The 25,549-nt window shown below is 69.9% G+C and carries 28 protein-coding genes; 18 read left to right on the top strand and 10 right to left on the bottom strand.

The window, feature by feature from the left end; genetic code table 11:
• Positions 1-17 precede the first annotated feature (17 nt).
• The 4 genes from QC180_RS06140 to QC180_RS06125 all read left to right on the top strand — a co-directional run bounded on the left by QC180_RS06140 (position 18) and on the right by QC180_RS06125 (position 3,728).
• On the top strand, positions 18-1,475 hold the full coding sequence (locus QC180_RS06140) for an alanine/glycine:cation symporter family protein (RefSeq protein ID WP_278261605.1): 1,458 nt from the start codon (positions 18-20) through the stop codon (positions 1,473-1,475).
• Positions 1,476-1,490: 15 nt separating this feature from the next.
• Complete coding sequence (locus QC180_RS06135) at positions 1,491-2,336, top strand: PPK2 family polyphosphate kinase (protein WP_278261604.1); 846 nt, start codon at positions 1,491-1,493, stop codon at positions 2,334-2,336.
• Between the two features lie 82 nt (positions 2,337-2,418).
• Complete coding sequence (locus tag QC180_RS06130) at positions 2,419-3,165, top strand: DsbA family protein (protein ID WP_278261603.1); 747 nt, start codon at positions 2,419-2,421, stop codon at positions 3,163-3,165.
• Positions 3,162-3,728 carry a vitamin K epoxide reductase family protein gene (locus tag QC180_RS06125; RefSeq protein WP_278261602.1) on the top strand — a complete coding sequence of 189 codons (567 nt, stop codon included), beginning with the start codon at positions 3,162-3,164 and terminating at the stop codon, positions 3,726-3,728. The genes QC180_RS06130 and QC180_RS06125 overlap by 4 nt, the downstream gene beginning before the upstream one ends.
• On the opposite strand, the gene QC180_RS06120 is transcribed toward QC180_RS06125, so the two are convergent.
• The 3 genes from QC180_RS06120 to QC180_RS06110 are packed head-to-tail and all read right to left on the bottom strand — an operon-like array spanning position 3,725 to position 6,878.
• Positions 3,725-4,360 carry a class I SAM-dependent methyltransferase gene (locus tag QC180_RS06120; protein ID WP_278261601.1) on the bottom strand — a complete coding sequence of 212 codons (636 nt, stop codon included), beginning with the start codon at positions 4,358-4,360 and terminating at the stop codon, positions 3,725-3,727. The two genes, QC180_RS06125 and QC180_RS06120, sit on opposite strands and share 4 nt — an antisense overlap.
• The gene (locus QC180_RS06115; protein WP_278261600.1) at positions 4,357-5,601 is read right to left on the bottom strand and encodes a saccharopine dehydrogenase family protein; all 1,245 of its coding nucleotides are present in this window, start codon (positions 5,599-5,601) and stop codon (positions 4,357-4,359) included. Before QC180_RS06115 ends, QC180_RS06120 begins: the two co-directional genes overlap by 4 nt.
• 11 nt (positions 5,602-5,612) lie before the next feature.
• Complete coding sequence (locus QC180_RS06110) at positions 5,613-6,878, bottom strand: ABC1 kinase family protein (RefSeq protein ID WP_278261599.1); 1,266 nt, start codon at positions 6,876-6,878, stop codon at positions 5,613-5,615.
• Between QC180_RS06110 and QC180_RS06105 the strand changes: the two genes are divergently transcribed.
• A complete protein-coding gene (locus tag QC180_RS06105) occupies positions 6,850-7,080 on the top strand; it encodes a hypothetical protein (RefSeq protein ID WP_278261598.1) in 231 nt (76 codons plus the stop codon). The two genes, QC180_RS06110 and QC180_RS06105, sit on opposite strands and share 29 nt — an antisense overlap.
• Before the next feature lie 87 nt (positions 7,081-7,167).
• Here QC180_RS06105 and QC180_RS06100 read toward each other — a convergent pair whose 3' ends face one another.
• Complete coding sequence (locus tag QC180_RS06100) at positions 7,168-7,851, bottom strand: TetR/AcrR family transcriptional regulator (RefSeq protein WP_278261597.1); 684 nt, start codon at positions 7,849-7,851, stop codon at positions 7,168-7,170.
• Positions 7,852-8,114: 263 nt separating this feature from the next.
• On the opposite strand from QC180_RS06100, the gene QC180_RS06095 reads away from it, so the two are divergent.
• From QC180_RS06095 to purU, 6 genes are all read left to right on the top strand, one after another.
• Positions 8,115-9,434 (top strand): DUF445 domain-containing protein, encoded by a 1,320-nt coding sequence (locus QC180_RS06095; protein ID WP_474646394.1) that lies wholly within the window; start codon positions 8,115-8,117, stop codon positions 9,432-9,434.
• A gap of 92 nt (positions 9,435-9,526) precedes the next feature.
• Complete coding sequence (locus QC180_RS06090) at positions 9,527-9,973, top strand: helix-turn-helix domain-containing protein (protein ID WP_278261596.1); 447 nt, start codon at positions 9,527-9,529, stop codon at positions 9,971-9,973.
• Positions 9,973-10,644 (top strand): heparin-binding hemagglutinin, encoded by a 672-nt coding sequence (locus QC180_RS06085; protein ID WP_278261595.1) that lies wholly within the window; start codon positions 9,973-9,975, stop codon positions 10,642-10,644. Before QC180_RS06090 ends, QC180_RS06085 begins: the two co-directional genes overlap by 1 nt.
• 90 nt (positions 10,645-10,734) lie before the next feature.
• The gene (locus tag QC180_RS06080; RefSeq protein WP_278261903.1) at positions 10,735-11,022 is read left to right on the top strand and encodes a DUF2516 family protein; all 288 of its coding nucleotides are present in this window, start codon (positions 10,735-10,737) and stop codon (positions 11,020-11,022) included.
• 82 nt (positions 11,023-11,104) lie between these two features.
• Entirely contained in the window at positions 11,105-12,124 is a 1,020-nt protein-coding gene (locus QC180_RS06075) for an alpha/beta fold hydrolase (RefSeq protein ID WP_278261594.1), read from the top strand.
• A 20-nt stretch (positions 12,125-12,144) separates the two neighbouring features.
• Complete coding sequence (gene purU / locus QC180_RS06070; protein ID WP_278261593.1) at positions 12,145-13,035, top strand: formyltetrahydrofolate deformylase; 891 nt, start codon at positions 12,145-12,147, stop codon at positions 13,033-13,035.
• Positions 13,036-13,039: 4 nt separating this feature from the next.
• On the opposite strand, the gene QC180_RS06065 is transcribed toward purU, so the two are convergent.
• On the bottom strand, positions 13,040-13,567 hold the full coding sequence (locus QC180_RS06065; RefSeq protein WP_278261592.1) for a GNAT family N-acetyltransferase: 528 nt from the start codon (positions 13,565-13,567) through the stop codon (positions 13,040-13,042).
• A 118-nt stretch (positions 13,568-13,685) separates the two neighbouring features.
• Here QC180_RS06065 and deoC point away from each other — a divergent pair, with 118 nt between their 5' ends.
• Positions 13,686-14,354 carry a deoxyribose-phosphate aldolase gene (gene deoC, locus QC180_RS06060; protein WP_278261591.1) on the top strand — a complete coding sequence of 223 codons (669 nt, stop codon included), beginning with the start codon at positions 13,686-13,688 and terminating at the stop codon, positions 14,352-14,354.
• Positions 14,355-14,361: 7 nt separating this feature from the next.
• Here the strand turns inward: deoC and QC180_RS06055 are convergent, their stop codons facing one another.
• Positions 14,362-15,096 (bottom strand): LmeA family phospholipid-binding protein, encoded by a 735-nt coding sequence (locus QC180_RS06055; RefSeq protein WP_278261590.1) that lies wholly within the window; start codon positions 15,094-15,096, stop codon positions 14,362-14,364.
• Positions 15,097-15,201: 105 nt separating this feature from the next.
• Here QC180_RS06055 and QC180_RS06050 point away from each other — a divergent pair, with 105 nt between their 5' ends.
• Positions 15,202-15,810, top strand: a complete 609-nt coding sequence (locus QC180_RS06050; protein WP_278261589.1) for a hypothetical protein — start codon at positions 15,202-15,204, stop codon at positions 15,808-15,810.
• On the opposite strand, the gene QC180_RS06045 is transcribed toward QC180_RS06050, so the two are convergent.
• Genes QC180_RS06045 through QC180_RS06035 form a run of 3 tightly spaced genes read right to left on the bottom strand, consistent with a single transcriptional unit; the run spans position 15,796 to position 17,638 of the window.
• Positions 15,796-16,611 carry a class I SAM-dependent methyltransferase gene (locus QC180_RS06045; RefSeq protein WP_278261588.1) on the bottom strand — a complete coding sequence of 272 codons (816 nt, stop codon included), beginning with the start codon at positions 16,609-16,611 and terminating at the stop codon, positions 15,796-15,798. The genes QC180_RS06050 and QC180_RS06045 overlap by 15 nt on opposite strands.
• A 4-nt stretch (positions 16,612-16,615) precedes the next feature.
• A complete protein-coding gene (locus QC180_RS06040; protein ID WP_278261587.1) occupies positions 16,616-17,134 on the bottom strand; it encodes a DUF2505 domain-containing protein in 519 nt (172 codons plus the stop codon).
• An 18-nt stretch (positions 17,135-17,152) separates the two neighbouring features.
• Entirely contained in the window at positions 17,153-17,638 is a 486-nt protein-coding gene (locus QC180_RS06035) for a DUF2505 domain-containing protein (protein WP_278261586.1), read from the bottom strand.
• A 39-nt stretch (positions 17,639-17,677) separates the two neighbouring features.
• On the opposite strand from QC180_RS06035, the gene QC180_RS06030 reads away from it, so the two are divergent.
• From QC180_RS06030 to QC180_RS06020, 3 genes are all read left to right on the top strand, one after another.
• Positions 17,678-18,772: a UDP-N-acetylmuramate dehydrogenase gene (locus tag QC180_RS06030; protein WP_278261902.1), complete on the top strand. Its 1,095-nt coding sequence runs from the start codon at positions 17,678-17,680 to the stop codon at positions 18,770-18,772.
• A 126-nt stretch (positions 18,773-18,898) separates the two neighbouring features.
• Positions 18,899-20,101 carry a L,D-transpeptidase gene (locus QC180_RS06025; RefSeq protein ID WP_474646400.1) on the top strand — a complete coding sequence of 401 codons (1,203 nt, stop codon included), beginning with the start codon at positions 18,899-18,901 and terminating at the stop codon, positions 20,099-20,101.
• A gap of 81 nt (positions 20,102-20,182) precedes the next feature.
• On the top strand, positions 20,183-21,883 hold the full coding sequence (locus tag QC180_RS06020; RefSeq protein ID WP_278261585.1) for an amidohydrolase: 1,701 nt from the start codon (positions 20,183-20,185) through the stop codon (positions 21,881-21,883).
• 106 nt (positions 21,884-21,989) lie between these two features.
• Here QC180_RS06020 and QC180_RS06015 read toward each other — a convergent pair whose 3' ends face one another.
• The gene (locus QC180_RS06015; protein ID WP_278261584.1) at positions 21,990-23,342 is read right to left on the bottom strand and encodes an MFS transporter; all 1,353 of its coding nucleotides are present in this window, start codon (positions 23,340-23,342) and stop codon (positions 21,990-21,992) included.
• 168 nt (positions 23,343-23,510) lie between these two features.
• Here QC180_RS06015 and QC180_RS06010 point away from each other — a divergent pair, with 168 nt between their 5' ends.
• The gene (locus tag QC180_RS06010) at positions 23,511-24,095 is read left to right on the top strand and encodes an NADPH-dependent FMN reductase (protein ID WP_278261583.1); all 585 of its coding nucleotides are present in this window, start codon (positions 23,511-23,513) and stop codon (positions 24,093-24,095) included.
• Entirely contained in the window at positions 24,092-25,549 is a 1,458-nt protein-coding gene (locus tag QC180_RS06005; RefSeq protein ID WP_278261582.1) for a DHA2 family efflux MFS transporter permease subunit, read from the top strand. Before QC180_RS06010 ends, QC180_RS06005 begins: the two co-directional genes overlap by 4 nt.

The following is a 25,549-nucleotide window of genomic DNA, read 5'->3' as shown; positions in this document are numbered from 1 at the left end:
GCGGTAGCGTGCGCGGGATGGACACGCTGAATTCGGTGGTAGTCGATGTCAACGATGTGTTCTGGAACTGGTTGCTGATTCCGCTGGTGATCGGGGCGGGGGTCTATTTCACGGTGCGCAGCGGGGTGGTGCAGCTGCGGATGGTGCCGGAGATGTTCCGGGCGGTGACGGAGAAGGGGGCGCCCGCCGCGGACGGGAAGAAGTCGGTGTCGGCGTTCGGGGCGTTCAGTATCTCGGCGGCGGCGCGGGTGGGGACGGGCAATATCGCGGGGGTGGCGACGGCGATCAGTGTCGGCGGGCCCGGCGCGGTGTTCTGGATGTGGGCGATGGCCACCTTGGGGGCGGCCTCGGCGTTCGTGGAGTCGACGTTGGCGCAGCTCTACAAGCGGCCGGAGCGGGAACCGGGGACCTTTCGCGGCGGGCCCGCGTACTACATGGAACATGGGTTGCGGCGGCGCTGGCAGGGGCTGGTGTTCGCGGTGATCATCACGCTGACCTTCGGTTTCGTGTTCAACGCGGTGCAGTCCAACACCATCGTCGCGACGGGGCGGGCCTCGCTGTCGGGGCTGGACGGCGACTGGTTCGCGCCGCTGATCGGGCTGGGGCTGGTGGTGTTGCTCGGCCTGGTGATCTTCGGCGGGGTGCGTCGGATCAGCCACATCACCGAGGTGCTGGTTCCGGTGATGGCGATCGTGTATCTGCTGCTGGGGATCGCGGTGGTACTGCTCAATATCGACGATCTGCCGCGCGTGGTGGCCGATATCGTCGGTGGGGCGTTCGGGGTGCGCGAGGTGGTCGGCGGCGGGATCGGGACGGCGATCGCGCAGGGCATCCGGCGTGGGATGTTCTCCAACGAGGCCGGATTGGGGTCCTCGCCCAATGCCGCCGCGGCCGCCGATGTCTCGCATCCGGTGAAGCAGGGGCTGGTGCAGTCGCTGGGCGTCTACTTCGACACGCTGCTCATCTGCTCGATCACCGCGTTCATCATCCTGACCAGCGACCCGGACCTGTCCGAACGGCGCAGCGCCGACCTCACCCAGAGCGCGCTGCAAGCCAGCCTCGGCAGCTGGGCGGGGCACGTGCTCACCGCGGTGGTGTTCATGCTCGCGTTCAGCTCGATGATCGGCAATTTCTACTACGGCCGATCCAATATCGAGTTCATCACCGGCAGGCCCGAGGTGCTCACCGGGTTCCGGGTGCTGGTGTTGGTGGCGGTGTTCGGCGGCGCGCTGGGCTCGGTGAGCCTGATCTGGAACCTGGCCGATGTGTTCATGGGCGTGATGGCGCTGGTCAACCTGGCCGCGATCCTGCCACTCGGCGTGGTGGCGTTCCGGCTGCTGGCCGACTATCGCGCGCAGCGGGCGGCCGGGGTGGACCCGGTCTACGTGCACCGGGCCGAGATCGCCGACCCGGCGGGGGTGGCCTGCTGGCAGACAACGATTGCGTCGAGCTTGCCCGGCAATCGCGCGCAGTAGTGGTAGGCATGGGAAATGGCGAAACACTGGGCCGAGCCCGTCACCACCGCGCTGCGCGCCGACGGACAGAACGTGGCCGATCTCGACACCTCGGCCACGCCCGGCTTCACCGGCGACAAGCGGCTGGGCAAGCAACTGCTCACCGAACGCGGCGAGGTGCTCTCGGGACTGCAGGAGAAACTGTTCGCGCACGGACGCACCGGGGGAAACCGCAGCGTGCTGCTGGTGCTGCAGGGCATGGACACCGCGGGCAAGGGTGGCATCGTGCGGCACGTCATCGGGTCGGTCGATCCGCAAGGCGTCGACCACGCGTCCTTCGGCGTGCCGACCTCCGAGGAACTGCAGCACGATTTCCTCTGGCGCATCCGCAAGCGGCTGCCCGCGCACGGCCAGCTCGGGGTGTTCGACCGCTCCCACTACGAGGACGTGCTGGTGGTGCGGGTGCACGAGCTGGTGCCGCAGTCGGAGTGGGAACCGCGCTACGACCTGATCAACGCCTTCGAGAAGGAGGTCGCCGAGATGGGGACCGTCATCGTGAAGGTGGCCATGTTCGTCTCCCTCGACGAGCAGAAGCGCAGGCTGCGCGAACGGCTGGAACGCCCGGACAAGTACTGGAAGTTCAATCCCTCCGACATCTCCGAACGCGCCTATTGGCCGGAATACCAGAAGGCGTACCAGGACCTGCTCGCGCGCACGAACACCGATCACGCGCCCTGGTACGTGCTGCCCGCCGACCACAAGTGGTACGCGCGACTGGCCGTCACCGAACTGCTGATCGACGCGCTGACCGGACTCGATCTCGACTGGCCACCCGCCGATTTCGACATCGACGAGCAGCTGCGCAGGCTCGACGAATCCTGATCCGGACTTTTCGGAAAATCTCAGGTTCGGCCCGCATGATGTCCCCGACGGGGGTGACACCGAACGAAAGGCGTGTGACGACGTGAGCACCGGCAAGAACCCGCTGGCGGCGGCCGAAGCAGCCGACAAGCGGCGCAAGGTGGCGATCCAGATCGGTGTCGCCGCGGTCCTGGTCGCGTTGATCGCGGCCATCGGCATCGGGATCGCGGTCAACCGCTCCGATTCCGACACCGACACCGCGACGGGCTCGGCCGCGCAGCTACCCGCCACCGGCGGTTCGGTCACCGACACCGGCACGGTGCGCATCGGCAACCCGGACGCCCCGGTGAAGGTGCGCGTCGTGGCCGACCTGCAGTGCCCGGCCTGCAAGGAGTTCGAGGCCGCCAACGGCGCCGCGCTGGCCCAGGCCACCGCCGACGGCACCGCGGTCGTCGAGTACCAGATCATCTCCTTCCTCGACAAGGCCTCCACCAACCAGTACTCCTCGCGCGCGGCCAACGCCTCCTTCTGTGTGGCCAAGTCCGACCCGAGCAAGTACCAGACCTGGCTGCAGACCATGTTCGAGAAGCAGACGCCCGAGGGCGGCGCCGGTCATACCGACGACGAGCTGATCGAGATCGCCACCGAGGTCGGCTACACCGATCCGGCCGTGGCCGAGTGCATCAAGGGCAAGCCGTACGCCGACTACATCCAGCAGGTCACCCAGACCACGCTGACCAGCGGCGTGAAGTCCACCCCGTCGGTGTTCATCAACGGCCAGTTGAACCAGACCGACGCGATCTTCACCGAGAACGGCCTGGCCGCCGTGATCGCTGACGCCGCGAAATGATCACCGCCCCCGCCCGCGCCGCCTGGCTGTTGCTGATCGCCGGGCTGGCGGGCTGGCTGGCGTCGTTCGCGCTCACCGTCGAACGGTTCAAGCTGTTCGTCGACCCCGACTACGTCACCTCGTGCAGCATCAATTCGGTGCTCTCGTGCGGGTCGGTGATGAAGACCGACCAGGCCGCGGTGTTCGGCTTCCCCAACCCGCTGATCGGCGTGGTCGGCTTCTCGGTGGTGGTCACCCTCGGCGTGCTGTCGGTGGTCGGGGTCGGGTTCCCGCGCTGGATCTGGGGTGGGCTGTGGGTGGGCACCGTGCTGGGCGTCGGCGGCATCTGCTGGCTGATCTTCCAGAGCCTCTACCGGATCAACGCGCTGTGCCCGTACTGCATGGTGGTCTGGGTGGCGACCCCGGTGCTGTTCGCGGTCGCCACCCAGGAGGCATGGTCCCGCTCCCGGGGCCCGATGCGCATCCTCGCCGAATGGCGCTGGACGCTGGTCGTGGTCTTCTACGCGGTGGTCCTGCTGCTGGTCTTCCTGAAGTTCCAGGACTACTGGCTGAGCCTGGTCTAGGCCGGGCGGCTGGCCTCCACGTACTGCATGAAGCGGTGGACGCGCTGGTCGACATCGGTGAGGCCGGATTCGGCGAACAGGTGCGGGAAGGTGTCGCGGTCGAACAGGCGCAGGCCGCCGAGGCTGGCGGCGACGGTGCTGGCGGTGCCGAAGAGGTTGTCCTCGCGGAAACTGGTGGTGATGGCGATGCGGCCGCCGGGAGCCAGCACGCGGATCATCTCGCGGGTGGCGGCGATCGGGTCGGGGATGAGGTAGAGCGCGCCGAAGCAGCAGACGGCGTCGAAGGTGCCGTCGGCGAAGGGCAGGACGCGCGCGTCCCCGCGCACGTAGCCGACGCGTGGGCCCGCGTTGTCGGTGGTGGCCTTGGCCAGCATCGGCTCGGAGTAGTCCAGGCCGGTGACGTACCCGTCGCCGGTGAGGTGCTCGCTGAGGTAGCGGGTGAAATTGCCGGGGCCACAGGCCAGATCGAGGACCTTGTGCTCGGTGCCCGCGATCCGCAGCGCGGCCACGGCGTCACGCCGGTCGCTGCCGGTGGTCCGGCCGCTGGCGAGGTAGAACAGCGCGGGTCGCCACGCGTGCTCGTATACCGCCGCCAGCGCCGGGGCGTTCATGGTCTTGCGCGCGAGATTCACCGCCGAGCGACCTCGATGGTCATGCCCGCCTCGCGCAGCCGCGCGGTGAGCGCCTCGCCCATGGCCGAGGCCGGGGTGAGCACACCGGCGCGCTCGGGCAGTTGGTCGAAGGCCAGACACAGCCCGCTCTGGCCGAGCAGCACGGCGGTGGCCTGGTAGCCGGGGTCGCCGGTGCCGGAGAAAGTGGCCTGGTACTTGGCGCCGGAGCTGGTGCGCGCGAAGGTCTTCATGGTGAACCAGCCGCTGCGGCGGGCCTGCTCGCTGGGGCCGGTGCCGGGCTTGGGCAGGATCCGGTCGAGCAGCTTGCGGCCCAGCGACACCCGCGACAGCACCGCGCCCGAGGCCATCCCGGCCACGATGCCGCCCGCGATCCCGGCGGCGACCAGCGGCGCGGCGGGGGAGTTGCCCGCGTTCATCACCTCGCGGTAGCGGAACTGCTTGCCGTAGGCCCAGCCGAGCAGGCCGTTGGTGCGGCGCACGACCTTGGTGTTGTGCGAGGCCATCACGAAGGTGGTGACCCAGCCGTCCAGGCTCGGGTCGATGCTCTCGGCGCGGGCCAGGGCCTGGTCGGACTGGCGGCCCACCTCGGGTTCCATCGCGCGGTCCGGGCTCAGCGAGTACGGGTGGGCGATGATCTTGGCGCGGCTCGAGTCGGCGGCGATGTCCTCCATCATGGCGCGGCCGGAATCGATGGTGCCACCGCTCATGCCGCCCTTGAGATAGGCGACCAGGGTGGTGTCCTCGAGTTCTCCGGTGTCGTCGGTGACGGTGGCGCGATAGATCTCGTAGACGCTCAGGTCCGACGGAATCGAGTCGTAGCCACAGGAATTGACGATCTTGGCGCCGGTCTCCACCGCGGTCTGCTCGAACTGCTCGATGGCGTCGTGGATGAACAGCGGCTCGCCGGTGAGGTCGGCGTAGTGGGTGCCCGCGGCGGCGCACGCGCCCAGCAGTGCCATGCCGTAGCGCAGGTAGGGGCCGACCGTGGTGACCACCACGGTGGTGCGCTCGGCCATCGCGGCCAGCGAGGCCGGGTCGCTGGAATCGGCGATCACCAGATCCCAGTGCGCGGCGGCCGGGCCGAGATCGGCGCGGGTCGCGGCGAGCTTGCCCGCCGAGCGACCGGCCAGCGCGATCTTGGCGCCCGCGGGCGCGGCGGTGAGCAGGTATTCGGCCGTGAGTTTGCCGACGAATCCGGTCGCGCCGAACAGGATCAGGTCGAACTCGCGGGACTGCGGCATGGAGCTGCCTTTCATCGGGAGGTGGCCTTGCGGGGTTTCTTGGCCGGTTTCTGCGGGCGGGCGGCCAGCCACTCGTGATGGGCCCGGCCCAACTCGGTGACCGGCGGTTCGTCGTAGAGCCATTCCCTGGCGATCGAATGCCAGTTGGCGGTGCAGTCGAGCTGGCCGAGCATGCCGAAGGTGAGGAAGTCGGCGCGGCGGGAGAACAGGTGCTCGGGCGGCAGATTCTGCTGCTTCATGCCGGTGAACTCGCTGGCACGCGGGTCGACGGCGAGCAGGAACGCGCCGCTGGCCAGCTCGGGAGTGATGGTGAGGGTCTCGTCGACGAGGCACCACTCCGAGGCCGCGAGTACGTACTCGAGACACTCCTCGGCGCCGATCTCCTCGGGCGAGTCGATGACGCCCCGGTCGATCATGAGCTGGCGCAGGTCCTCGGCGCGTTCCTCGGCGGCCGCGCGCAGGCACAGCTTCTCGAAGTGCACCAGCTTCGGGTCCATCCGGTTGAACAGGCCGAAGTCCAGGAAGGCGACGCGGCCGTCGGCGGCCAGCAGGACATTGCCCGGATGCGGGTCACCGCAGAACTCGTTGAAGGTGAACAGCGAGCCCACGTAGAACCGGTAGACGATCTCGCCCACCCGGTCGCGCTCGGCGGCGGGCATCTTGGCGATGTCCTCGAAGCCGGTGCCCTCGATGAACTCGCTGACCAGCACGCGCGTGGTCGACAGCTCCGGAACCGCGTCCGGCACCACGATGAAGGGGTGCCCGCGATAGAGCTCGGCGATCTCGGACTGGGTGGCGGCCTCGGCCCGGTAGTCGAGCTCGGCCTCCATATTGAGCTTCAGCTCGTCGAGCACGGCCGGGGTGATCCACGGCATGGCCGAGGCCAGCACCCGGCGGAACATGGTGAGGTTCTTCAGATCGGCGCGCACCGCGATGTCGACGCCGGGGTACTGCACCTTCACCGCGACGTTGCGTCCGTCGTGCAGGCGCGCCTTGTAGACCTGCCCGATCGAGGCGGCCGCGATCGGCTCGGCATCGAACTCGGCGAACAACTCGGTGAGCGGGCGGCCGAAATCCTGCTCGATCACCTCGCGCATGGACTCGAACGACACCGTCGGCGCCGCATTGCGCAGCACCGCCAGGCGCTGCTGGAAGCGTTCGCGATGGTCCTCAGGCACCAGATCCAGATCCAGCACCGACATCATCTGCCCCAGCTTCATGGCGACGCCCTTCATGGTGCCCAGCACCATGACCACCTGTTCGGTGGTGCGGATCATCGACTCCTCGGCCATCCGGGCGCGTACCGCCTCTGACCTGCCGCGCATCGAGAGCCGGGTCTTCTTGGATCGGATGACCGAACTCGCCGCCACCGCCCCCAGCTTCGTCCCGCGGGCCAGCCGGGATGTCGGCACGTTCTTCGCCATCGAGGTACCTCCGTTGGTGCCGACGCGCATGACGGCACACGGCCGCCTGCGGTGACGCAAGCCACAGCGCCCCGCTCGGTTCAGCGTAACCAACCACGGCTCGATGTCGAGCCCCCCTCCCTCGAACGGAGGAAAGCGCCGGTCAGGACGTGGCGGGTGGGATCTCGGGGAGTTCGTGGGTCTGGGCGGTGAAGACCTCGGGCGAGCCGCCCGCCTTGGCCACGCCCTCGATGGCGCTCCACGCCATCATCGTCAGGTAGTCGATGACGTCCTGGCGCGGCATGGCCTTCTCGGTGGTGGTCCACCAGTGCGTGGCCAGCTGGATGCCGCCGACCAGCACATAGGACCACAGCATCGCGCCGTCGGTGCGCACACCCTTGGCCCCGGCCCGGTCGATGAGCACGGCGGTGACCACCTCGGCGAAGAGGCGCTCGAACTCCGCCAGCGAGGACTTGTCGCCCGCGGTGTTGCTCATGATGAACCGGTAGACCTCGGGGTCGTCGTCGACGGTGCCGACGTACTCGGTCATCGCGGCGCGCACCAGCTGGTACTCGTCGGCGTCGAGGTTGATCGCGCCGTAGACGCGCGGCAGCAGCGTGGTCTCGATGAAGCGCTGCATGGTGGCGTGCACCAGGTCGTTCTTGTCCGCGAAGTAGCGGTACAGGACGGTCTTGGACACGCCGATCTCGGTGGCGATCTCGTCCATGCCCGCCTGGCTGCCGCGGGTGCGGATGGCGTTGAGCGTGCCGTCGACGAGCTCTTCGCGGCGGTCGATCTTGTGCTGCCGCCACCGCCGTTTGCGGCCGTCGACGCCGCCGCCGCGCACGGCGGCTCGGCCGGTCGGCTCGCCGATCTCGACAAGGTCTTCGGTGGACAGAACAGCCCCCTTGTGATCGATGTGGCCTCTCTCGGCATACAGCTTATGCCCGGTTGTGTGGGGCGTCGCTCGTTTGGCCCACGTTGGGGCATTTACCACACTCCGGTCGGTACCCGCGCGTTATCGCGAACCGCGCGGTCGGATCGATGCGTGCGCGGCGCCACGCGGGTGGGCGGCGGCGTAGGCGGCCCGCGCACAGCAGAATGGTGGCTATGGAGAAAGCTCCCGGCACCACGGCGGTTCTCGCGCCGCGCACCGAGCCCGCGGGTTTCGCGGTCATGACCGACGAGGCGGGCAAGAAACGCGACCTCTTCAAGATGAAAGCGCTGGCCACCGGCTTCCTGGTGGTGGCGAGCGTGGTGTACCTGCTGTGCCGCTGGATCGAGTCGCGCGGCGGCGGTGGCGAGTGGGTGGGTTATGTGCGGGCCGCCTCGGAGGCGGGCATGGTCGGCGCGCTGGCCGACTGGTTCGCGGTGACCGCGCTGTTCAAGCACCCGCTGGGCCTGCCCATCCCGCACACCGCGATCATCCGCAAGAAGAAGGACCAGCTCGGCGAGAGCCTCGGCGCGTTCGTCGGCACCAACTTCCTGGCTCCCGATGTGGTCTCCGCGCGCCTGGACTCGGCGCAGATCTCGCTGCGGGTGGGTCGGTGGATGGCCGATCCGGGACACGCCGCGCGGGTGGCGCAGGAGAGCGCGACCATTCTGACCGCGGTGGTGGGCGTGCTGCGCGACGAGGACGTCGAGCAGATCATCGACAACACCATCGTCAAGCGGATCGCCGAACCGCTGTGGGGCCCGCCGATCGGGCGGGTGCTCAGCGAGCTCATCGCCGACAACCGCCAGCTGCCGCTGATCGACCTGCTGGCCGAGCGCGCGCACCAGTGGGCGCTGGGTTCGCAGGAGACGATCGACCGGATCGTGCTGCGCGACGCGCCGCAGTGGGCGCCGAAGTTCGTCAACACGCTGCTCTCGGAGCGGATCTATCGCGAGCTGGTGGAGTTCACCTGGAAGGTGCGCTCGGACCCGGAGCACGAACTGCGCCGCGCGGCCACCCGCTTCCTGCAGGAATTCGCCGACGACCTGCAGCACGACGAGGCCATGATCGCCAAGGCCGAGAAGGTCAAGGCCGAGATCATGGGCCGCGAGCAGATCACCGGCATGGCCGAGGCCACCTGGCGCGCGGCCAAGCGGCTGATCCTGGAATCGGCCGAGGACCCCGATTCCACGCTGCGCCGCAAGGTGGCCGAGAATGTGCAACAGCTCGGTGAGCGCTTGCGCGACGACCCGGCGATGCGCGGCAAGGTGGACGGTTGGATCGACCGGGGCGCTCGCTATCTGGTCGGTAACTACTCCGCCGAGATCACCACCCTGGTCACCGACACGGTCGCGCGTTGGGACGCCGACGAGGCGAGTCGGAAGATCGAACTGCAGGTCGGCCGGGATCTGCAGTTCATCAGGATCAACGGCACGGTCGTCGGCTCACTCGCCGGTCTGACCATCTACACGATCTCGCAGCTGATGTTCGGCTGAGAGAATCGTTAGCGGAACCTGTGCTAACACAAGTGCTTGCAATAGCTAGCACCCTGCCCTAGTATTGAAGACACAACGCCAGAAGGTGAGTGATGGCAGACCAGCCCGAGGGTCGCGTAGCGCACGCGGCTCAAGACATCGGAGGTTTCATCAGGTCCCAGCGCGAAGCCGCGCAGGTGTCCCTGCGTCAGCTCGCCGCCCTGGCAGGGGTGAGCAATCCGTACCTGAGCCAGATCGAACGCGGATTGCGCAATCCCTCCGCCGAAGTACTCGCGCAGATCGCCAAGGCACTGCGGGTCTCTTCGGAGGTGTTGTACGTGCGGGCCGGATATCTCGAGCAGCGGCCGCACAGCCCGGTCAGGGACGCCCTGCTGGCGGACACTTCGGTGACCGAACGGCAGAAACAGGTGTTGCTGGAAATCTATGAGTCGTTTCGCCGGGAGAACGGGGAGGAAACCGGCTCAGGGGGGAACGAACGGGACAGCGACGTTTCGTTCACGACAACTGACACTCCGCCACGCCAGGAGAACGAAGACTGATGACCGAGAAGACCGCTACCGTGACCAAGCCCCTGTTCGCCACCGTCGGTGCCGGTGACGCGATCTACACCGCCGTGAACGACGTCGTCGCCGACGTCCGCGAGCGCGTCGCCACCACCGATGTGCAGGCCCGCGTCGACGAGGCCCGTGAGCGCTTCGCCAACGTGCCCGCCGACGTGCAGGCGCAGTTCGAGACCATCCGTGAGCGCCTGTCGGGCCTGCCCTCGGAGCTGCCGGAGGACCTCGCCGAGCTGCGCGAGAAGTTCACCACCGAGGAACTGCGCAAGCTGGCCGAGCAGTACTACCGCCAGGCCCTCGACATCTACGCCGACCTCGCCGTGCGCGGTGAGGAGACCGTCGACCGGCTGCGTGCCAACCAGGCCGTCGACGAGCAGATCGGCCGCGTCGAGACCCTGTACAAGGACGCCTCCGCGCGCGCCGAGGACGCCCTGGCCAAGGTCAACGACCTGCTGGGTCGTGGCAAGGTCGAGGCCGAGAACGTCGTCGCCAAGGCCGAGACCGCTGTCGCGAAGGCCGCGGCCGTCGTCGACGCCGAGGTCGTCGAGGTGACCACCGAGGCCGTCGCCGCCCCGGTCACCAAGGCGCCCGCCGCCAAGAAGGCTCCGGCCAAGAAGGCCCCCGCCAAGAAGGCCGCGCCCAAGAAGATCTAGGGGTTGTACGACGATCCTTTTTTGGGGAGCCCTGCGGCCCCGCGCACTCCTGGTGCGCGGGGCCGCTGTTCGTATGATGGGGGTGTGAACATGGTGCATGGATTGACGTCGATGATCCTGCTGGTCCTGTGGCTGGCGGCGCTCGGCGCGACGATTTTCGCCCTGATCCATGCCGTGCGGCAGCGCGCGGAGGCGTTCACGGCGGTGGACAAGCTGACCAAGCCGATCTGGTTGGCGATCCTGGCCGGTGCGTTGATCTTCCTGCTGCTCGGGGTGGGCGGTTTCATGCTCACCTCGTTCATCGCGATCATCGCCACGGGCATCTATCTGGCCGACGTGCGGCCCAAGGTGGACGAGGTCCAGCGCCCGCGCTGGTAGGGAAATCGCCCGCGCGGCGACCCTCGCGTTTCAGTGGTACGCGGTGTTACTGTATCTAGCAGTAACACGAAGGAGTGTGCCGATGCGCGCAACGATGCTCGCCGCGATCAAGTCCACCCTGGCTGCCCACCGGGCCGACCTGCGGACCCGCAGGCACGGGGTCGCCGCCTTCGATCCGCCCCGGGCCACGCCCGAGGTGATCCCGGTGGTCACCGCCGACGGCGCGCGACTGCGGGTACACGCCTACGGACCCGTCGACGCGCCGGTCATCGTGTTCGCCCACGGCTGGACCTGCTCGATCGAGTACTGGAACGCCCAGATCAACGCCTTCGCCGGGGAATACCGCGTCATCGCCTACGACCAGCGCGGCCACGGTGAGTCCACCGACGGCTACGCCAAGCCGAGCCCGGCCCTGCTCGCCGACGACCTCGAGGACGTGCTCGAGGCGGCGCTGCTGCCCGGTCAGCGCGCGGTGCTCGTCGGCCACAGCATGGGCGGCATGACGCTGATCTCCTGGGCCGGGCGCTACCCGGAGAAGGTCGCCGAGCGGGCCGCCGCCGTGCTGCTCACCAACACCGGCGCGCACTCGCTGGTCGAGGTCTCCACCATGGTCCCCGGTCTGAACAAGCCGCTGCGCCTGCTGCGCGGTCGCGCCATGCCGACGCCGGACTGGCTGGGCAAGCTCATCCTCGGCACCCCGGTGGTGTTGCCGCCGATCAAGCCGGTGCGCTGGATCTTCGCGCGTCAGGTGATGACCCTCGACGCCCCGCGCCCCACCCTGGACTACGCGCTGTCGGTGGTGCGCGGCTGTCCGATGATGGCCCGCTCGCGCTGGGGCCTGGTGCTGGCCGCGCTGCACCTGGGCGACGACGCGCGCAACCTCGCGGTGCCCACCACCGTGCTGGCCGGAGACCGCGACGACCTCACCCCGCCGCTGCACGCCGAGCGCCTCGCCGAACTGCTCGACGCCGCGGGCAACCTGGCCGGGCACAAGGTGCTGCCCACCGGTCATCTGGGCAATGTCGAGCGCTACGACCTGTTCAACGCCGAGCTGGCCGGGGTGCTCGCCTCGGTCCGTGAGCCCGCGCGCGCCCTGGCCTGACCGCCTGCGAGACTGGGGGCATGAGTTCTGCCCCCCTGACCTCGGATGATCGCCGGTTCGTGCTCACCCTCGGGTGCCCCGACCGGCCGGGCATCATCGCCCGCATCTCCTCGTTCATCGCCGAGTTCGGCGGCTCGATCGTGGAGGCGGGCTACCACTCCGACGGGGACACCGGCTGGTTCTTCACCCGCCAGGCGGTCAAGGCCGCGACAGTGCCCTTCGGCATCGACGAACTGCGCGCCCGCTTCGCCGAGGTGGCCGCCGAGTTCGGCCCCGAGACCGACTGGCAGCTGCACGACTCGGGCGCCCCGCGCCGGGCCGTGCTGCTGGTGAGCAAGGACGGGCACTGCCTGCACGACCTGCTCGGCCGCGCCGCCGCCGGTGAACTGCCCGCCACCATCGAGGCCGTCATCGGCAACCACCCCGACCTGGCCGGGATGACCGAGGCGCACGGCGTGAAGTTCCACTACGTGCCGTTCCCGAAGGACCCGGCCGAACGCGGGCCCGCCTTCGAGCAGGTGCGCGAGCTCGTCGACGGCCACGACCCGCACGCGGTGGTGCTGGCCCGCTTCATGCAGGTGCTGCCCGCCTCGCTGTGCGAGCACTGGGCCGGGCGGGCGATCAACATCCACCACAGCTTCCTGCCCTCCTTCGTCGGCGCGCGGCCCTACCACCAGGCCTACGCGCGCGGGGTGAAGCTCATCGGCGCGACCTGCCACTACGTCACCGCCGAACTGGACGCGGGACCGATCCTCGAACAGGACGTGATCCGCGTCGACCACGCCGACGACGTGCGCGACATGGTGCGTCAGGGCCGCGACATCGAACGGGTGGTGCTCGCCCGCGGCCTGCGCTGGCACCTCGAGGGCCGGGTGCTCGTGCACGGCAGGCGCACGGTGGTCTTCGAGTGAGGGCTCAGAGCGCGTAGAACGGGGCCGGGTAGCGGAATTCGCCGGTGACGGCCGGGTCGTAGGCGGTGAGCTGCCGCACCTGGAAGTACTCGGCCCACTCGGCCTCGTCGGGCACGATGCCCAGGCGGGCACCGGGGACGAAACCGAAGCGCGAGTAGTAGATCGGGTCACCGACCAGGCCGACGACCGGTTCGTCCATCGCGTCGGCCGCGCCGAGGGCCGCGTGCATCAGCGCCGAACCGATCCCGGTCTTGTGCCGGTCGGGGTCGACGCCGAGCGGGCCCAGCGCCAGCACCGGGAACGGGCCTATCCCGGCGCGGGTGAGCAGGATGTGGCCAACGACGGTGTCGTTCTCCAGGGCGACCAGCGACAGGGTCGGCATCCACGACTCGTCGGCGCGTAGCGCCTCGACCAGGGCGACCTCGGGCGGCTCGGTGACGGCCGGGTCCTCGGCGTAGTGCGCGGCGAACGCGCCACGATGGATCTCGGCGATGGCCGCGGCATCGTTGGGGATCTCACGACGGATGAGCACAATCGCCTCCGTGATATCTGGGTGGTGGTTGGTGGAACCGCCAGGTGTAAGTCTTCCCGACCTGGGTACGGCAGCGCAATGAAGTTTCGGTTTTCGCCGGTGTGCCAGACTCGTTTTCATGACCGTCTCGACGCCGCTGACCCGGGCCGACGTGGCCGCGCTGATCGACCACACCCTGCTCGCGCCGCAGGCCACCGCCGAGCAGGTGAGCGCGCTGATCGAGGACGCGCGGGCTTTGGGGGTGTACGCGATCTGCGTGTCGCCCTCGATGCTGCCGGTGCGGGCGCCGGGGCTGGTGGTGGCCACCGTGGCCGGATTCCCGTCCGGAAAGCACCACTCGTTGGTCAAGGGGGCTGAAGCCCGGCTGGCGGTGGATCAGGGCGCGCACGAGGTCGACATGGTGATCGATGTGGGCGCCGCGGTGGCCGGTGATTTCAACGCCGTGCTGGCCGAGGTGATCACCGTGCGCGAGGCGATCGGCGACCGGGCGGTGCTCAAGGTGATCATCGAGTCGGCCGCGTTGAGCGACGAGGCGATCGTGGGCGCGTGCCGGGCCGCCGAGCGGGGCGGCGCCGATTTCGTGAAGACCTCGACCGGGTTCCATCCGGCGGGCGGGGCCAGCGTGCACGCGGTGCGGCTGATGGCCGAGACCGTCGGCGGCAAGCTCGGGGTGAAGGCCAGCGGCGGGATCCGCACCGCCGAGGACGCGGCCGCGCTGATCGCGGCGGGCGCCACCCGGCTCGGCCTCTCGCAGTCGGCCGCGGTGCTGGCTGGCTTCCCGGCCTGAGCCCGGGTCAGCAGGTGAACTGGGCCTGATCGGTGCCATTGGTGGTCGATTCCAGGGTGGTCCGGCCGCCTTCGAGGTGCACGATGATGCCGTCGTCGGTGACCTGGAGGTCCTTGGCCCGCAGGCCGAGCGGGTAGCTCTGCAGGCTCTGGGTGAACGTCTCGACGATGCCCTGCACCAGGTCGGTGGGCAGGCCGATGCCGAGCAGCTGCGCGGACTTGGTCTCGATCGAGACATTGCCGTCGCGCACCGAGGGCACCACCTGGAGCTGGGCCAGACCGCCGAGGACGTCGAGAGTGAGCGTCTTGTCGCGCGCCGAGGACGACACGCCGCTGACCATGCCACCGAGGGTCTGACGGATGCCGTCGTTGTCCCAGGTGACCTCGGCCCGCGAGCTGCCGATGGTGCCGCCGCCGTTGCTCTTGTCCAGCTCGATGTCCTCGAACTCGGCGTGCACGACCATGCCCACGGCGGGGCCGAATTTGTTGTCCTCGCTGTCGATGGTCACCGAGCCGACCTTGCCGTCGAGGTAGGTGAGCAGCATCGGTTTGGGGCCGAAGCCCACGTCGATGCTCGAACCCATCTGCTGCTCGAACGAGCTGCTGATGCAGCGGGAGACCTGGTGGCGGGCATAGGCTTCGGTGCCCGCGATGGCCGCCACGAGCAGCACGGCGACCACGGCGACCGCGATCACCAGCGTGCGCCGACCGATCTTGGGACGTTGGGGCGTCTGCGTGCTCATGCCAACGGATTCTTCCTCGAGATTCTGTGCCTGCTCTGAGGACGCCGTGAAAGCCCTCACAGCAAAGTGTGACCTGGCGCACTTTCGGCGGCGTAGCCTGGATCCATGACTGGCGAGGGTCGGCGCCGGGTGGCGGGGACGGCGGAACATCGGTGGCGGGTGCTACGGCGCCTGGCGGGGCGCCACGCGGGCTTCTTCACCACCCGCCAGGTCCTGCGCACCGGCTGCGAACTCCAGGTCAGGGCGGCCCTGGGCGACGGTTCGGTGACCAGGGCCGGGGTCGGCATGATGCGGCTGACGCAGTGGCGGGCCGGCCCGCTCGACGAGTACGCGATGTGGGCGGCCTGGTTCGACGGGGCCGCGGCGGTGTCATATCAGAGCGCGGCCGAACTGCACGGTCTCGGGCGATTACAGCCGCGCTTCCTGCATCTGTCGGTGTCGGCGGGGCGCCCGCCGGTGACGCCGCGACTGGTGCTCACCCGGCGCAGGTTGGCCGATCCGGACATCGAGTCGGCGGGGGCGTTCCTGGTCACCACGCCGGTGCGCACGGTGCTGGATCTGGCCGAGACCGAGATCTCGCAGCGGGCCCTGGACGAGGTGGTCGCCGACGCGGTGGCCATCCACCGCTGCGACACCGACGAGATCCAGTGGGGCGGGCGGCAATTGGCGCCCAGGGCGGCGGCGCGGGTGCGGCGCGCGTTAGCCGGTGTCTGACCAGCCGTTCGGCGCGACGGTGGTCCACGGCACCGACAGCACGCAGTCGCGCATCCGGCGCCGATAGCGACGGACCGGGAAACCGTTGGCGCGCAGCATCTTCGCCGCCTCGCGCCAGCGGATGCGCGGGCCGTACGGTGCCAGCGCGGCGGTGCGGTCCCAGACCTGGTCGGCCGCGGTGAGCAGGGCGTGCACGCGTTCGCCCGGAATGTTGCGGTGGATCAGGACTTTCGGGAGCCGCTCGGCGATGTCGGAGGGGCGGTCGACGGTGAACGGGTCCCAGGCCAGGGTGAGCGAGAGCGGGCGGTGGCGGTCCAGCAGCACCCAGGCGCTGCGGCGGCCGAGTTCGTCGCAGGTGCCGTCGACGAGCAGGCCGCCGGGGGCGAGATGGCCCTGGATGCGCGACCACGCGTCGGGCACCGCGTCCTCGGGGTACTGGCGCAGCACGTTGAACGCGCGCACCAGGACCGGGCGCAGACCGGCCAGTTCGAAGCCGCCGCGGGCGAACCGCACGCCGTCGCGCCCCGGCACCACGCGGGCCGGGTCGATCTCGAGCCCGACCACGCGCAGGTCCGGGCGTATGGTGCGCAGGCGCGCGGCCAGTTCGAAGGTCGTCCAGGGGGCGGCGCCGTAGCCGAGGTCGACCACCAGCGGATCGGCAGCGTCGCGCAGGCGGGAGCCGACGAGGTCGTCGTTGACCAGCCAGCGGTCGCAGCGGCGCAGCCGGTTGACCCCGGTGGTCCCGCGCGTGATCGTGCCGACCGGGGGCAGGATCTTCCGGCGGGAGCGGGGGTCGGTCACGGGGTCAGACGGACTTCGCGGTTTCCAACCAGCGCGAGGTCTCCTCCTGCTCGGCGCGGAACAGGTCGACCAGGTTCACCAGCATGAGCTGCTCGAGGCGCGGGCCGACCATGGGGATGAACACCTTGGCGGTGGGGGAGAAGCGCATGGTGGCGCCGGTCTCGGTGGGGAACAGACGGATGGTGCCGTTGAGGCTGCCCGGGCCCGCGGGAATCGAGGCGGAGAACCGGCCCTCGGTCTCCTCGTGCTCGAACGGGCCCCAGCTCTCCTTGCGGGTGATGACCATGTCCTTGCGCATCACCGTCTGGGCGATCTCGGGCAGCATCTCCCTGGGCAGGGTGTGCGCGAGCACGACGTCGATGCCGTCCTCGCTCACCTCGTGGCTGACCACCTCGTTGTGCGGTGCGTACTTACGCATCTCGGCGACGCGCGCTTCCCAGTAATCCCTGCTCCGCAGCGCCGCGTACAGCTCCTCGGTGGTGTGCAGCGGATAACGGGCGGAGTAATCCAGTCGACGTGCCATAGCGAGACAGGTTACCGCTCAGTGCGTGGCGAGCCACTGTTCGGTGAAGGCGGCCTCGTTGTTCAGCAGCTCGAGCAGGTGCTCGGAGATGGCGGCCTCGATCTTGCCGCCGAAGAGTGGGATCTTCACCTCGATGGTGCCGGTGACGGTGGCGGTGGAGCCGGTGCCGTCGGCGGCCAGGGTGGCGGTGGCGGTGACCTTGGCGGGGGCGCCGTCGACGTGGGCCTCGACGGTGCCGGAGGTGCCCTGGTAGGTCTCCACGCGCGGGATCACCAGGTCGCCGGGGCGCACCGCGGTGATGGCGGGCGGCAGCTGCTCGGCGGGGATGGCCTGCACCATCTGCACGCGGACCTGGTCGCCCTCGGCGTGGAAGGAATCGATGCGGGCGCCGGGGCCGCCGACCTCTTCGATCCGGGCCTTCCAGTACTGCTCGTCGGAGAACGCCGCGCGCACCGCTTCGACCGGATGGGTGTAGCGAGCGGTGTACGCCAGAGGTGTAGCCATGCGCGACACGCTACCGTCCTAGACGTGCGAACAACACGGGTGGTGTCCTCCGATCAGCTGCGTGACCTCCTGTCCGGGGCCGGGGCGGTGGTCCGCGAATCGGTGCGATTGTCCGAATTGACGACGTTGCGCGTCGGCGGACCGGCCACGCTCGCCGAATGCGACAGCACCGAGGCGCTGATCGCGACCGTGCGCGCCCTGGACGCGGCCGAGATCCCGCTGCTGCTGATCGCGGGTGGCTCGAATCTGCTCATCGACGACGCGGGCTTCGACGGCGTCGTCGTGCGGGTCGCGAACACCGCGGTCGAGCTGGGCGCCGACAGCGTGACGGCCGAGGCGGGCGCGAACTGGGACGCGGTGGTCGCGGCGACCGTGGCCGCCGGGCTCGGTGGGCTGGAGTGCCTGTCCGGGATTCCCGGCTCGGCCGGGGCGACCCCGGTACAGAACGTGGGCGCCTACGGCGTGGAGGTCGCCGCGCTGCTGCGTCGGGTACGGCTGCTCGACCGCCGCACCGGCGAGGTGCGCTGGGTGCAACCCGCCGAACTCGGCTTCGGCTACCGGACCAGCGTGCTCAAGCACAGCGACGACGCGGTCGTGCTCGCCGTCGAGTTCGCCCTGGACCCCAGCGGCGAGAGCGCCCCGCTGCGCTACGGCGAGCTGGCCAAGGTCCTGGGCGCCGCCGAGGGCGAGACCCGGCCCGCCGCGCAGGTGCGGACCGAGGTGCTGCGGCTGCGCGCGGGCAAGGGCATGGTCCTCGACCCCGCCGACAACGACACCTGGAGCGCTGGCTCGTTCTTCACCAACCCGGTCGTCCCCGAGGACCGGTTGCCGCAGGTGCTGGCCGCCATCGCCGAGCACGTCGGCGCCGACGTGCGGGTGCCCACCTATCCCGCGCCCGACGGGACCAAGCTCTCGGCGGGCTGGCTGATCGAGCGGGCCGGGTTCGCCAAGGGCTTCCCCGGCGCGGAGGCGGCGGCGCGGCTGTCGACCAAGCACACCCTGGCCCTCACCAACCGTGGTTCGGCGCGTGCCGCCGACATCGTGGCGCTGGCCAGGACCGTGCGCGCGGGTGTCGAGGAACGGTTCGGGGTCAGCTTGGAGCCGGAACCGGTCACCGTGGGTGTGACCCTCTAGACAGCTTCGCCGGGCGGTCGGCCCGAAATCGCGGCGTACATTCGATGCGTGAGCAAACATTCGGTAACCGCCTCGTTGCGCGCACGCGGGGCGGCGGGACGTGCTGTGGCCGCCAAGCGGCGTGTACTGGGCCTTCGCGGTGCGGGCTCGGCGGTTGCGGTGATCTTGCTGGCGGTGCTCGTGGTGCTGACCGGCTGCTCGTCCGACGGTCCTGGACCGGCTGCGGGGCCCGCCGCCGCTGTCGCGCAGGTCACCCTCGAACCCGGCGACGGCGCGACCGACATCGCCCCGGCCGCGCCCGTCTCGGTGAGCGTCACGAGCGGGCGGATCGACCAGGTCGCCCTCACCAATGCCGACGGCAAGCAGGTCGCGGGCGAGTTCACCGCCGACCACACCGGCTACCGGATCACCGAGCCGCTCGGCTACGGCGCCGCCTACACCTGGACCGGCGCCGCCACCGGCGCCGACGGCAAACAGGTGCCGATCGAGGGCGGCTTCCGCACACTCACCCCGAAATCGACGCTCCCGGCCACGATCAATATCGGTGACGGCCAGGAGGTCGGGATCGCGGCGCCGATCATCGTCAAGTTCACCGGGCCCGTCACCGACAAGGCCGCCGTGGAGAAGGCGCTCACCGTCACCACGAACCCGGGCATCGAGGGGTCGTGGGCGTGGCTGCCCGACGACGGCGGGTCGCGGGCGCACTGGCGACCCAAGAACTACTGGACGCCGGGCACCACCGTGCACGTGTCCGCGAAGCTCTACGGCGTCGACCTGGGCGGCGGGGTCTACGGCGACTCCGATCTGACCTCGGATTTCACCATCGGCCGCAGCCAGGTGGTGATCGCCGACGCGCCCAGTCACCGCATGCAGGTGGTCCGCGACGGCGCCACGATCTTCGATTTCGCCGTCTCCTACGGCGAGGGCAACGAGGCGCGCAATGTCACCCGCTCGGGCACCCATGTGGTCACCGAGAAGTACGAGGATTTCCTGATGTCGAACCCGCCGTTCTACACGAATGTGCGGGAACGCTGGGCCGTGCGCATCTCCAACAACGGCGAGTTCATCCACGCCAACCCGGAATCCCTCGCGGCGCAGGGCTCCTCGAATGTCACCAACGGCTGCATCAACCTCTCCCCGAGCGATGCGCAGGCGTACTTCCCGACCGCGCTCTACGGCGATCCGGTCGAGGTGACGGGCACCTCCATCGACCTCTCGGCCGCCGACGGCGACATCTACGACTGGGCGATCGACTGGCCCACCTGGCAGTCCATGTCGGCGCTGGCCGGGAGCACGCCGTCCGGGGGAGTGGCCGCCCAGCCGCGGTGACGCGCTGCGTGTCGAGGCTGGATGCTCCCTCCGTCGGCATAGTCTCTGCTGGTCGGAGCCGGTAACCGGAGGGAGAAGGCCGTGTCGGATGTCGTCCTCGTCGCGGGCACGGTGATCACCATGGACCCCGATCGGCCCCGCGCCGACGCCGTCGCCGTCTCGGGCACGCGCATCGTCGCGGTCGGCACGCTCGCGCAGTGCCAGGCCGCCGTCGGGCCCGGCGCGCAGGTGATCGATACCGGTGCCGCCGCGCTGCTGCCGGGCTTCGTGGAGCCGCACGGACATCCGTTCCTCGGCGGGGTGAGCACCCAGCCGCCGGTCGGGCTCATCGCGCCGTGGGTCGCGCCCACCTGGGACGACGTGCTGGCCGTGTTCCGGCAGGCGCTCGCCTCGACCGATCCGGACGAGCCGCTGGTGTTCAGCGGCTTCGACGCGCTGCTGCACGAGCACGCGGCACCGGACGCGGCCGAACTCGACCAGATCTTCGGTGACCGCATCGCGGCCGTCCTGGACAACTCCGGCCACGGCATCTATTTCGGCACCGCCCTGATCCAGCGCTACGGCTGGGCCGACAATCCGCCGCCCGACCCCGAGGGCGGGCACTTCGGCCGCAATCCCGACGGCTCGCTCAACGGCCAGGGCTTCGAGGTCCCGGTGCTCGGCGCCGTCATGTACCCGCTGATCGACCACCTCGACGACCCGCTGCGAGCGGGCGCCCTGTTCCTGGCGCAGATGTCGCGCGCGGGCTACACCTCCACCTCGGACATGGCCTACAACCCGGATCAGAAACCCGCCTACGAGGCGCTGGCCGCGACGGTCTCGTGTCCGCTGCGGGTGAATCTGTGGGAGATGTCGACCACCGACACCTACGTCGACACCGATACCTTCGCCGCCGGGGACGAGATGCTGCGCAAGGCCGGGGTGAAGTTGTGGACCGACGGCGCGGTGTGGGTGGGCAGCGCGGCCACCTCGTTCCCCTACCTCGACACCGAGGCCACCCGCCGCGCGAGCATCGACCCGAAGACCGCCGGGGGCACCGGCGCGCTGAACTACTCGCGGGCCGACCTGGACGCCATCCTGGACAAGGCCGCGCCCGCCGGATGGCAGATGTCGTTCCACTCCAACGGCGACCTGGCCGTGGAGCTGGCCCTCGACGCCTACGAGGCCGCGCTGCGCCGCTACGACCTGCTCGGCACCGATCACCGCTGGCGCATCGAACACCTCGGCGGCGCGACCCGGGCGCAACTCGACCGCGCCGCGAGTCTGGGCCTGTACCTGTCGATGTCGCCGTTCCAGACCTACTTCTGGGGCGACCTGCTCGACGGCCAGATCTTCGACCACGAGCACGGCAGCCGCTGGCAGCCCACCGGCGACGCCCTGGCCACCGGCGCCTGCGTCTCCCTGCACAACGACGGGCCGGTGTCGCCGCCTTCGCCGCTGACCAATATCCAGACCGTGGTCACCCGCCGCACCCGCGCCGGGAACGTGCGCGGCGCCGAGCAGGCGATCCCGCTCGACGCCGCCTTCCGCGCCCAGACCATCGACGCCGCCCGCACCCTGCGCCGCGACCATCTCGTCGGCTCGATCGAGGTCGGCAAACTGGCCGACTTCGTGGAACTGTCCGCCGACCCGTTCACCGTCGACCCGGCCCAGCTGGCCACGACGGTCGAGGTCAAGGGCACCTGGCTCGGCGGCGCCCGCATCGACCTCGACGCCTTCCTCGCTGGCCTGCCCACCCCCACCGACCCGAGCCCACAGCCACCCCTCGGCCGCTGCTGCTGACCTCGAGGTCCGAGGTCCGGCCGCCACGGCCTGATGCCACCGTGTGCGGTCGGCTGATCCGGCACGCGCCCCAGCGCAGATGCCGGGGCGCGTGCCGATGGATCGGTTACGCGGGGGTCAGGGTCGGCCAGCGGGGATGATCGCGGTCGATGACGTAGGTGTGGGTGTGCTGGTAGTGGCGCGGGCCCACCTTGATCGCGTCGGCCAGGATGGCCGGGTCGACGCTGCCCAGCTTGTGCACGTGGGTGATCTCGGCCGGATCGTGGCGCGGCCACAGCCGGATCGCCGCCGTGGTGCCGAGCCCCGCGATGGCCGCCAGCGTGACCCAGGTGGCGGTGAAGCCCGCGGTGGTGGCCAGCCAGCCGGTGATCGGGTAGGTGATCAGCCAGGCCACGTGCGAGAGCGAGAACTGGGCGGCGAAGAGGGCGGGTCGGTCCTCGGCGCGGGCCGAGCGGCGAAGCACCCGACCGGTGGGGGTGAGCACCAGGCCGTTGCCCGCGCCGATCACGGCCCACACCGTCAACGCGGCGGCCCAGCGCCAGTCGCCCGCGCTCACCGTCGACAGCGCGATCGCCGCGACGAGCCCGGCCACCAGCACCCCGGACCCGGTCAGCATCACCGGGCGCTCGCCGCGCCGATCCAGCAGGCGCGGCAGTGTCAGCGCCACCAGCATGGTGCCGAACCCGTTGGCCGCCAGCAGCATCGCGACCGCCGACTGCGTCCCACCGAGCACATCGCGCGCGTAGTTCACGGTATTGACCATCACCACCGAGCCCGCCGCCGCGACCACCAGGTTCAGCCCGAGCAGCCCGCGTAGCCGGGGCGTCGCCGCGAACAACCGCAGCCCCGCCACCAGCCGCTCGCGGATCGCGCTGTCACCCACGTCGGCGTTCGGGATTCGCGCCGCCAGCACCAGCGCCACCGAGACGGCGAAGCCGATTCCGGTGCCGACGAACAGCCAGTGGAAGCTGATCACGCTCAGCGCCAGCGCGGCCAGCATGGGACTGAGCAGCGTCTCCATGGTCGCCGCCAGCTGGGCGGCCGAGAGCGCCTGGGTATAGAGGCGTTCGTCGGGCAGGATGTCGGGCAGAACGGCCTGGTAGGTGGGGGTGTAGGCGGCCGAGGCGATCTGCAACAGGGTGATCAGCACGTAGATCTGCCAGACCTGGTCGACGAACGGCAGCGCCAGCACGATGGCCCCGCGAATGCCGTTGAGCGCCATCAGGAACTGCCTGCGCGGAAGCCGTCCGGCGTAGGCGCCCGCGATCGGCGCCACGGTGACGTAGGCGACCATCTTGAGCGTCAGCGCGGTGCCGAGCACGATGGCCGCGTCGCCACCGGCCAGCTCGTAGGCGAGCAGCCCGAGCGCGACGGTGGTCAGGCCGGTGCCGAACAGTGCCGCGACCTGCGCGGTGAACAGCAACCGGTAGTCGCGATGGGCGAACAGTGCGGTGGTCATGACGTCTCCCGAAGCTGGCTTATCTCTTATCTGCGTATGAATGCAATAAGCAGATCATACGGCGAGATATTCCCGCGCGTCCGGTCGCGGCTTGACCTCAACATTGGTTCAGGTAGCACGGTAGGGCGGACGGCGGCCGACGGGCCGCCACCGAACCCGAGGAATCCCATGAGCGCCACCACGATCCGCCCGCTGCGCCTCGCCGTCGTCATCGGCAGCACCCGCCAGGGCCGCTTCGGTCCGACCGTCGCCGACTGGTTCATCCGCCAGGCCGCCCCGCGCGACACCCTCGCCGTCGACGTCGTCGACACCGGGCAGGTCGAACTCTCGTCCACCTTCGGCGCCGCCACCGACCATCCCTCACTCGCCGAGGCCACCGACACGCTCGCCCGCGCCGACGCCTTCGTCGTGGTCACCCCCGAGTACAACCACAGCTACCCCGGCACCCTGAAGAACCTGATCGACCTGCACCACACCCAGTGGCAGGCCAAACCCGTCGGCTTCGTCTCCTACGGCGGCATCTCCGGCGGCCTGCGCGCGGTGGAGCACCTGCGCCCGGTCTTCGCCGAACTGCATGCCGTCACCGTGCGCGACAGCGTCGTCTTCCCCAATCCCTGGGGCCGCTTCGACGAATCCGGCGCCCTGCTCGACCCCGACGACGCCGAAACCGCCGCCGCGACCATGCTCGACCAGCTCACCTGGTGGGCCGAAGCCCTGCGCGCCGCCCGCGCCGTGCGCCCCTACGGGAAGTGACCGCCGTGCTCACCGCCACCGCGACGACCCCGGCCCCCACCCGCGATCCGATGCGTGTCGCGCTGGTGCTGGTGGTCGGGATGATCATGGCGACGCTGGACCAGACCATCGTCAATGTCGCCGTCAACAAGCTCTCGGTCGAGTTCGACGCGGGCCTGAGCACCATCCAGTGGGTGGCCACCGGCTACTCGCTGGCCCTGGGCGCGGTGGTGCCCACCTCGGCGTGGCTGGTCGGCCGCTTCGGTGCCAAGCGGCTGTATCTCACCGCGATCACCGCCTTCGCGTTCGGCTCGGTGCTGGCGGGGCTGGCCTGGAACATCGAGTCGCTCATCGCCTTCCGGCTGGTGCAGGGCGCCAGCGGCGGGCTGCTGATGCCGGTCGCGATGACCATCCTGCTGCGCGCGGCGGGCCCGGAGCGGCTGGGCCGGTTGATGAGCACGCTGGGCCTGGCCATCCTGGTCGGCCCGCTGCTGGGACCGGTGATCGGCGGCTATCTCATCGACGAGGTGTCGTGGCGGTGGATGTTCTTCCTGAACCTGCCGCTGGGCGCGCTGGTGCTGGTGCTGGCCGCGCGGGTGGTGCCCGACGACGCGCCGGAGCCGCCGCGCCCGCTCGATGTGGTCGGCCTGCTACTCATGTCACCGGGTCTGGCGCTGGTGATCTACGGCGTCACGGCGGCGGGGGAGAGCGCCGGGTTCGCGACGCCGTCGGTGCTGGTGCCGCTGCTGGCGGGCGCGGGGCTGATCGTCGCGTTCGTGCTGCGCTCGCTGCGTACGCCGGTGCCGCTGCTGGACCTGCGCGTCCTCGGACAGCGCGTCACCGGCATCTCGGCCACCGCGCTGGCACTGTTCGCCAGCGGCTACTTCGGCTCGATGCTGTTGCTGCCGCTGTATTTCCAGGTGGTGCGCGGTGAATCCGCGCTGGCGGCGGGCGCTCTCGGTATCCCGTTCGCGCTGGCCTCCGGCGCGACCATGCAGGTCGCGGGCCGGTTGATCGATCGGATTCCGCCCGGTCGCTACCTGCCGGTGTCGATCACGGTGGCACTCACCGGTTTCGCGCTGTTCGTCCTCCAACTCGACGCCGACGCGCCGTACTGGGCGCTGTGCGCCACCATGGTGCTGATGGGCGCCGGTGGTGGCGGCACCATGATGCCGCTGATCACCACCGCGACCCGACCGCTGAACCGCGAACAGCAGCCCGCCGGGTCGACGGTGCTCAACATGATCAGCACCACCGCCATGGCGATCGGCACCGCGGTGAGTTCGGTGGTGCTGGGCGCGCTGCTCCCGGTGACCGGCGGTCTCCAGGCCCTGCACGGCATGGACCCCGCCGAGCGCGCCGCGCTGACCCCGGCCCTGGCCGAGGCGTTCCAGCACACCTACCTGATCGCGCCGGTCATGATCGCGCTGGCGATGATCCCCGCCCTGCTGCTACCACGGCGGACGGACGCGTGA

The organism is Nocardia anocheti (genome assembly GCF_029675105.1).
Lineage (GTDB): Bacteria > Actinomycetota > Actinomycetes > Mycobacteriales > Mycobacteriaceae > Nocardia.
The sequence above is the reverse complement of the archived record's forward strand: the minus strand, read 5'-3'. Positions and strand labels throughout refer to the sequence as shown.

Excerpts from the sequence above, each read along its gene's own strand:
- purU (WP_278261593.1), top strand. The coding sequence starts at position 12,145 with ATGAGTTCTGCCCCCCTGACCTCGGATGATCGCCGGTTCGTGCTCACC.
- QC180_RS06115 (WP_278261600.1), bottom strand. The coding sequence starts at position 5,601 with ATGCCGCAGTCCCGCGAGTTCGACCTGATCCTGTTCGGCGCGACCGGA.
- deoC (WP_278261591.1), top strand. The coding sequence starts at position 13,686 with ATGACCGTCTCGACGCCGCTGACCCGGGCCGACGTGGCCGCGCTGATC.
- QC180_RS06080 (WP_278261903.1), top strand. The coding sequence starts at position 10,735 with ATGGTGCATGGATTGACGTCGATGATCCTGCTGGTCCTGTGGCTGGCG.
- QC180_RS06035 (WP_278261586.1), bottom strand. The coding sequence starts at position 17,638 with ATGGCTACACCTCTGGCGTACACCGCTCGCTACACCCATCCGGTCGAA.
- QC180_RS06015 (WP_278261584.1), bottom strand. The coding sequence starts at position 23,342 with ATGACCACCGCACTGTTCGCCCATCGCGACTACCGGTTGCTGTTCACC.
- QC180_RS06055 (WP_278261590.1), bottom strand. The coding sequence starts at position 15,096 with ATGAGCACGCAGACGCCCCAACGTCCCAAGATCGGTCGGCGCACGCTG.
- QC180_RS06125 (WP_278261602.1), top strand. The coding sequence starts at position 3,162 with ATGATCACCGCCCCCGCCCGCGCCGCCTGGCTGTTGCTGATCGCCGGG.
- QC180_RS06075 (WP_278261594.1), top strand. The coding sequence starts at position 11,105 with ATGCGCGCAACGATGCTCGCCGCGATCAAGTCCACCCTGGCTGCCCAC.
- QC180_RS06050 (WP_278261589.1), top strand. The coding sequence starts at position 15,202 with ATGACTGGCGAGGGTCGGCGCCGGGTGGCGGGGACGGCGGAACATCGG.
- QC180_RS06110 (WP_278261599.1), bottom strand. The coding sequence starts at position 6,878 with ATGATCCGCACCACCGAACAGGTGGTCATGGTGCTGGGCACCATGAAG.
- QC180_RS06090 (WP_278261596.1), top strand. The coding sequence starts at position 9,527 with ATGGCAGACCAGCCCGAGGGTCGCGTAGCGCACGCGGCTCAAGACATC.
- QC180_RS06140 (WP_278261605.1), top strand. The coding sequence starts at position 18 with ATGGACACGCTGAATTCGGTGGTAGTCGATGTCAACGATGTGTTCTGG.
- QC180_RS06135 (WP_278261604.1), top strand. The coding sequence starts at position 1,491 with ATGGCGAAACACTGGGCCGAGCCCGTCACCACCGCGCTGCGCGCCGAC.
- QC180_RS06085 (WP_278261595.1), top strand. The coding sequence starts at position 9,973 with ATGACCGAGAAGACCGCTACCGTGACCAAGCCCCTGTTCGCCACCGTC.
- QC180_RS06095 (WP_474646394.1), top strand. The coding sequence starts at position 8,115 with ATGGAGAAAGCTCCCGGCACCACGGCGGTTCTCGCGCCGCGCACCGAG.
- QC180_RS06040 (WP_278261587.1), bottom strand. The coding sequence starts at position 17,134 with ATGGCACGTCGACTGGATTACTCCGCCCGTTATCCGCTGCACACCACC.
- QC180_RS06010 (WP_278261583.1), top strand. The coding sequence starts at position 23,511 with ATGAGCGCCACCACGATCCGCCCGCTGCGCCTCGCCGTCGTCATCGGC.
- QC180_RS06105 (WP_278261598.1), top strand. The coding sequence starts at position 6,850 with ATGACCACCTGTTCGGTGGTGCGGATCATCGACTCCTCGGCCATCCGG.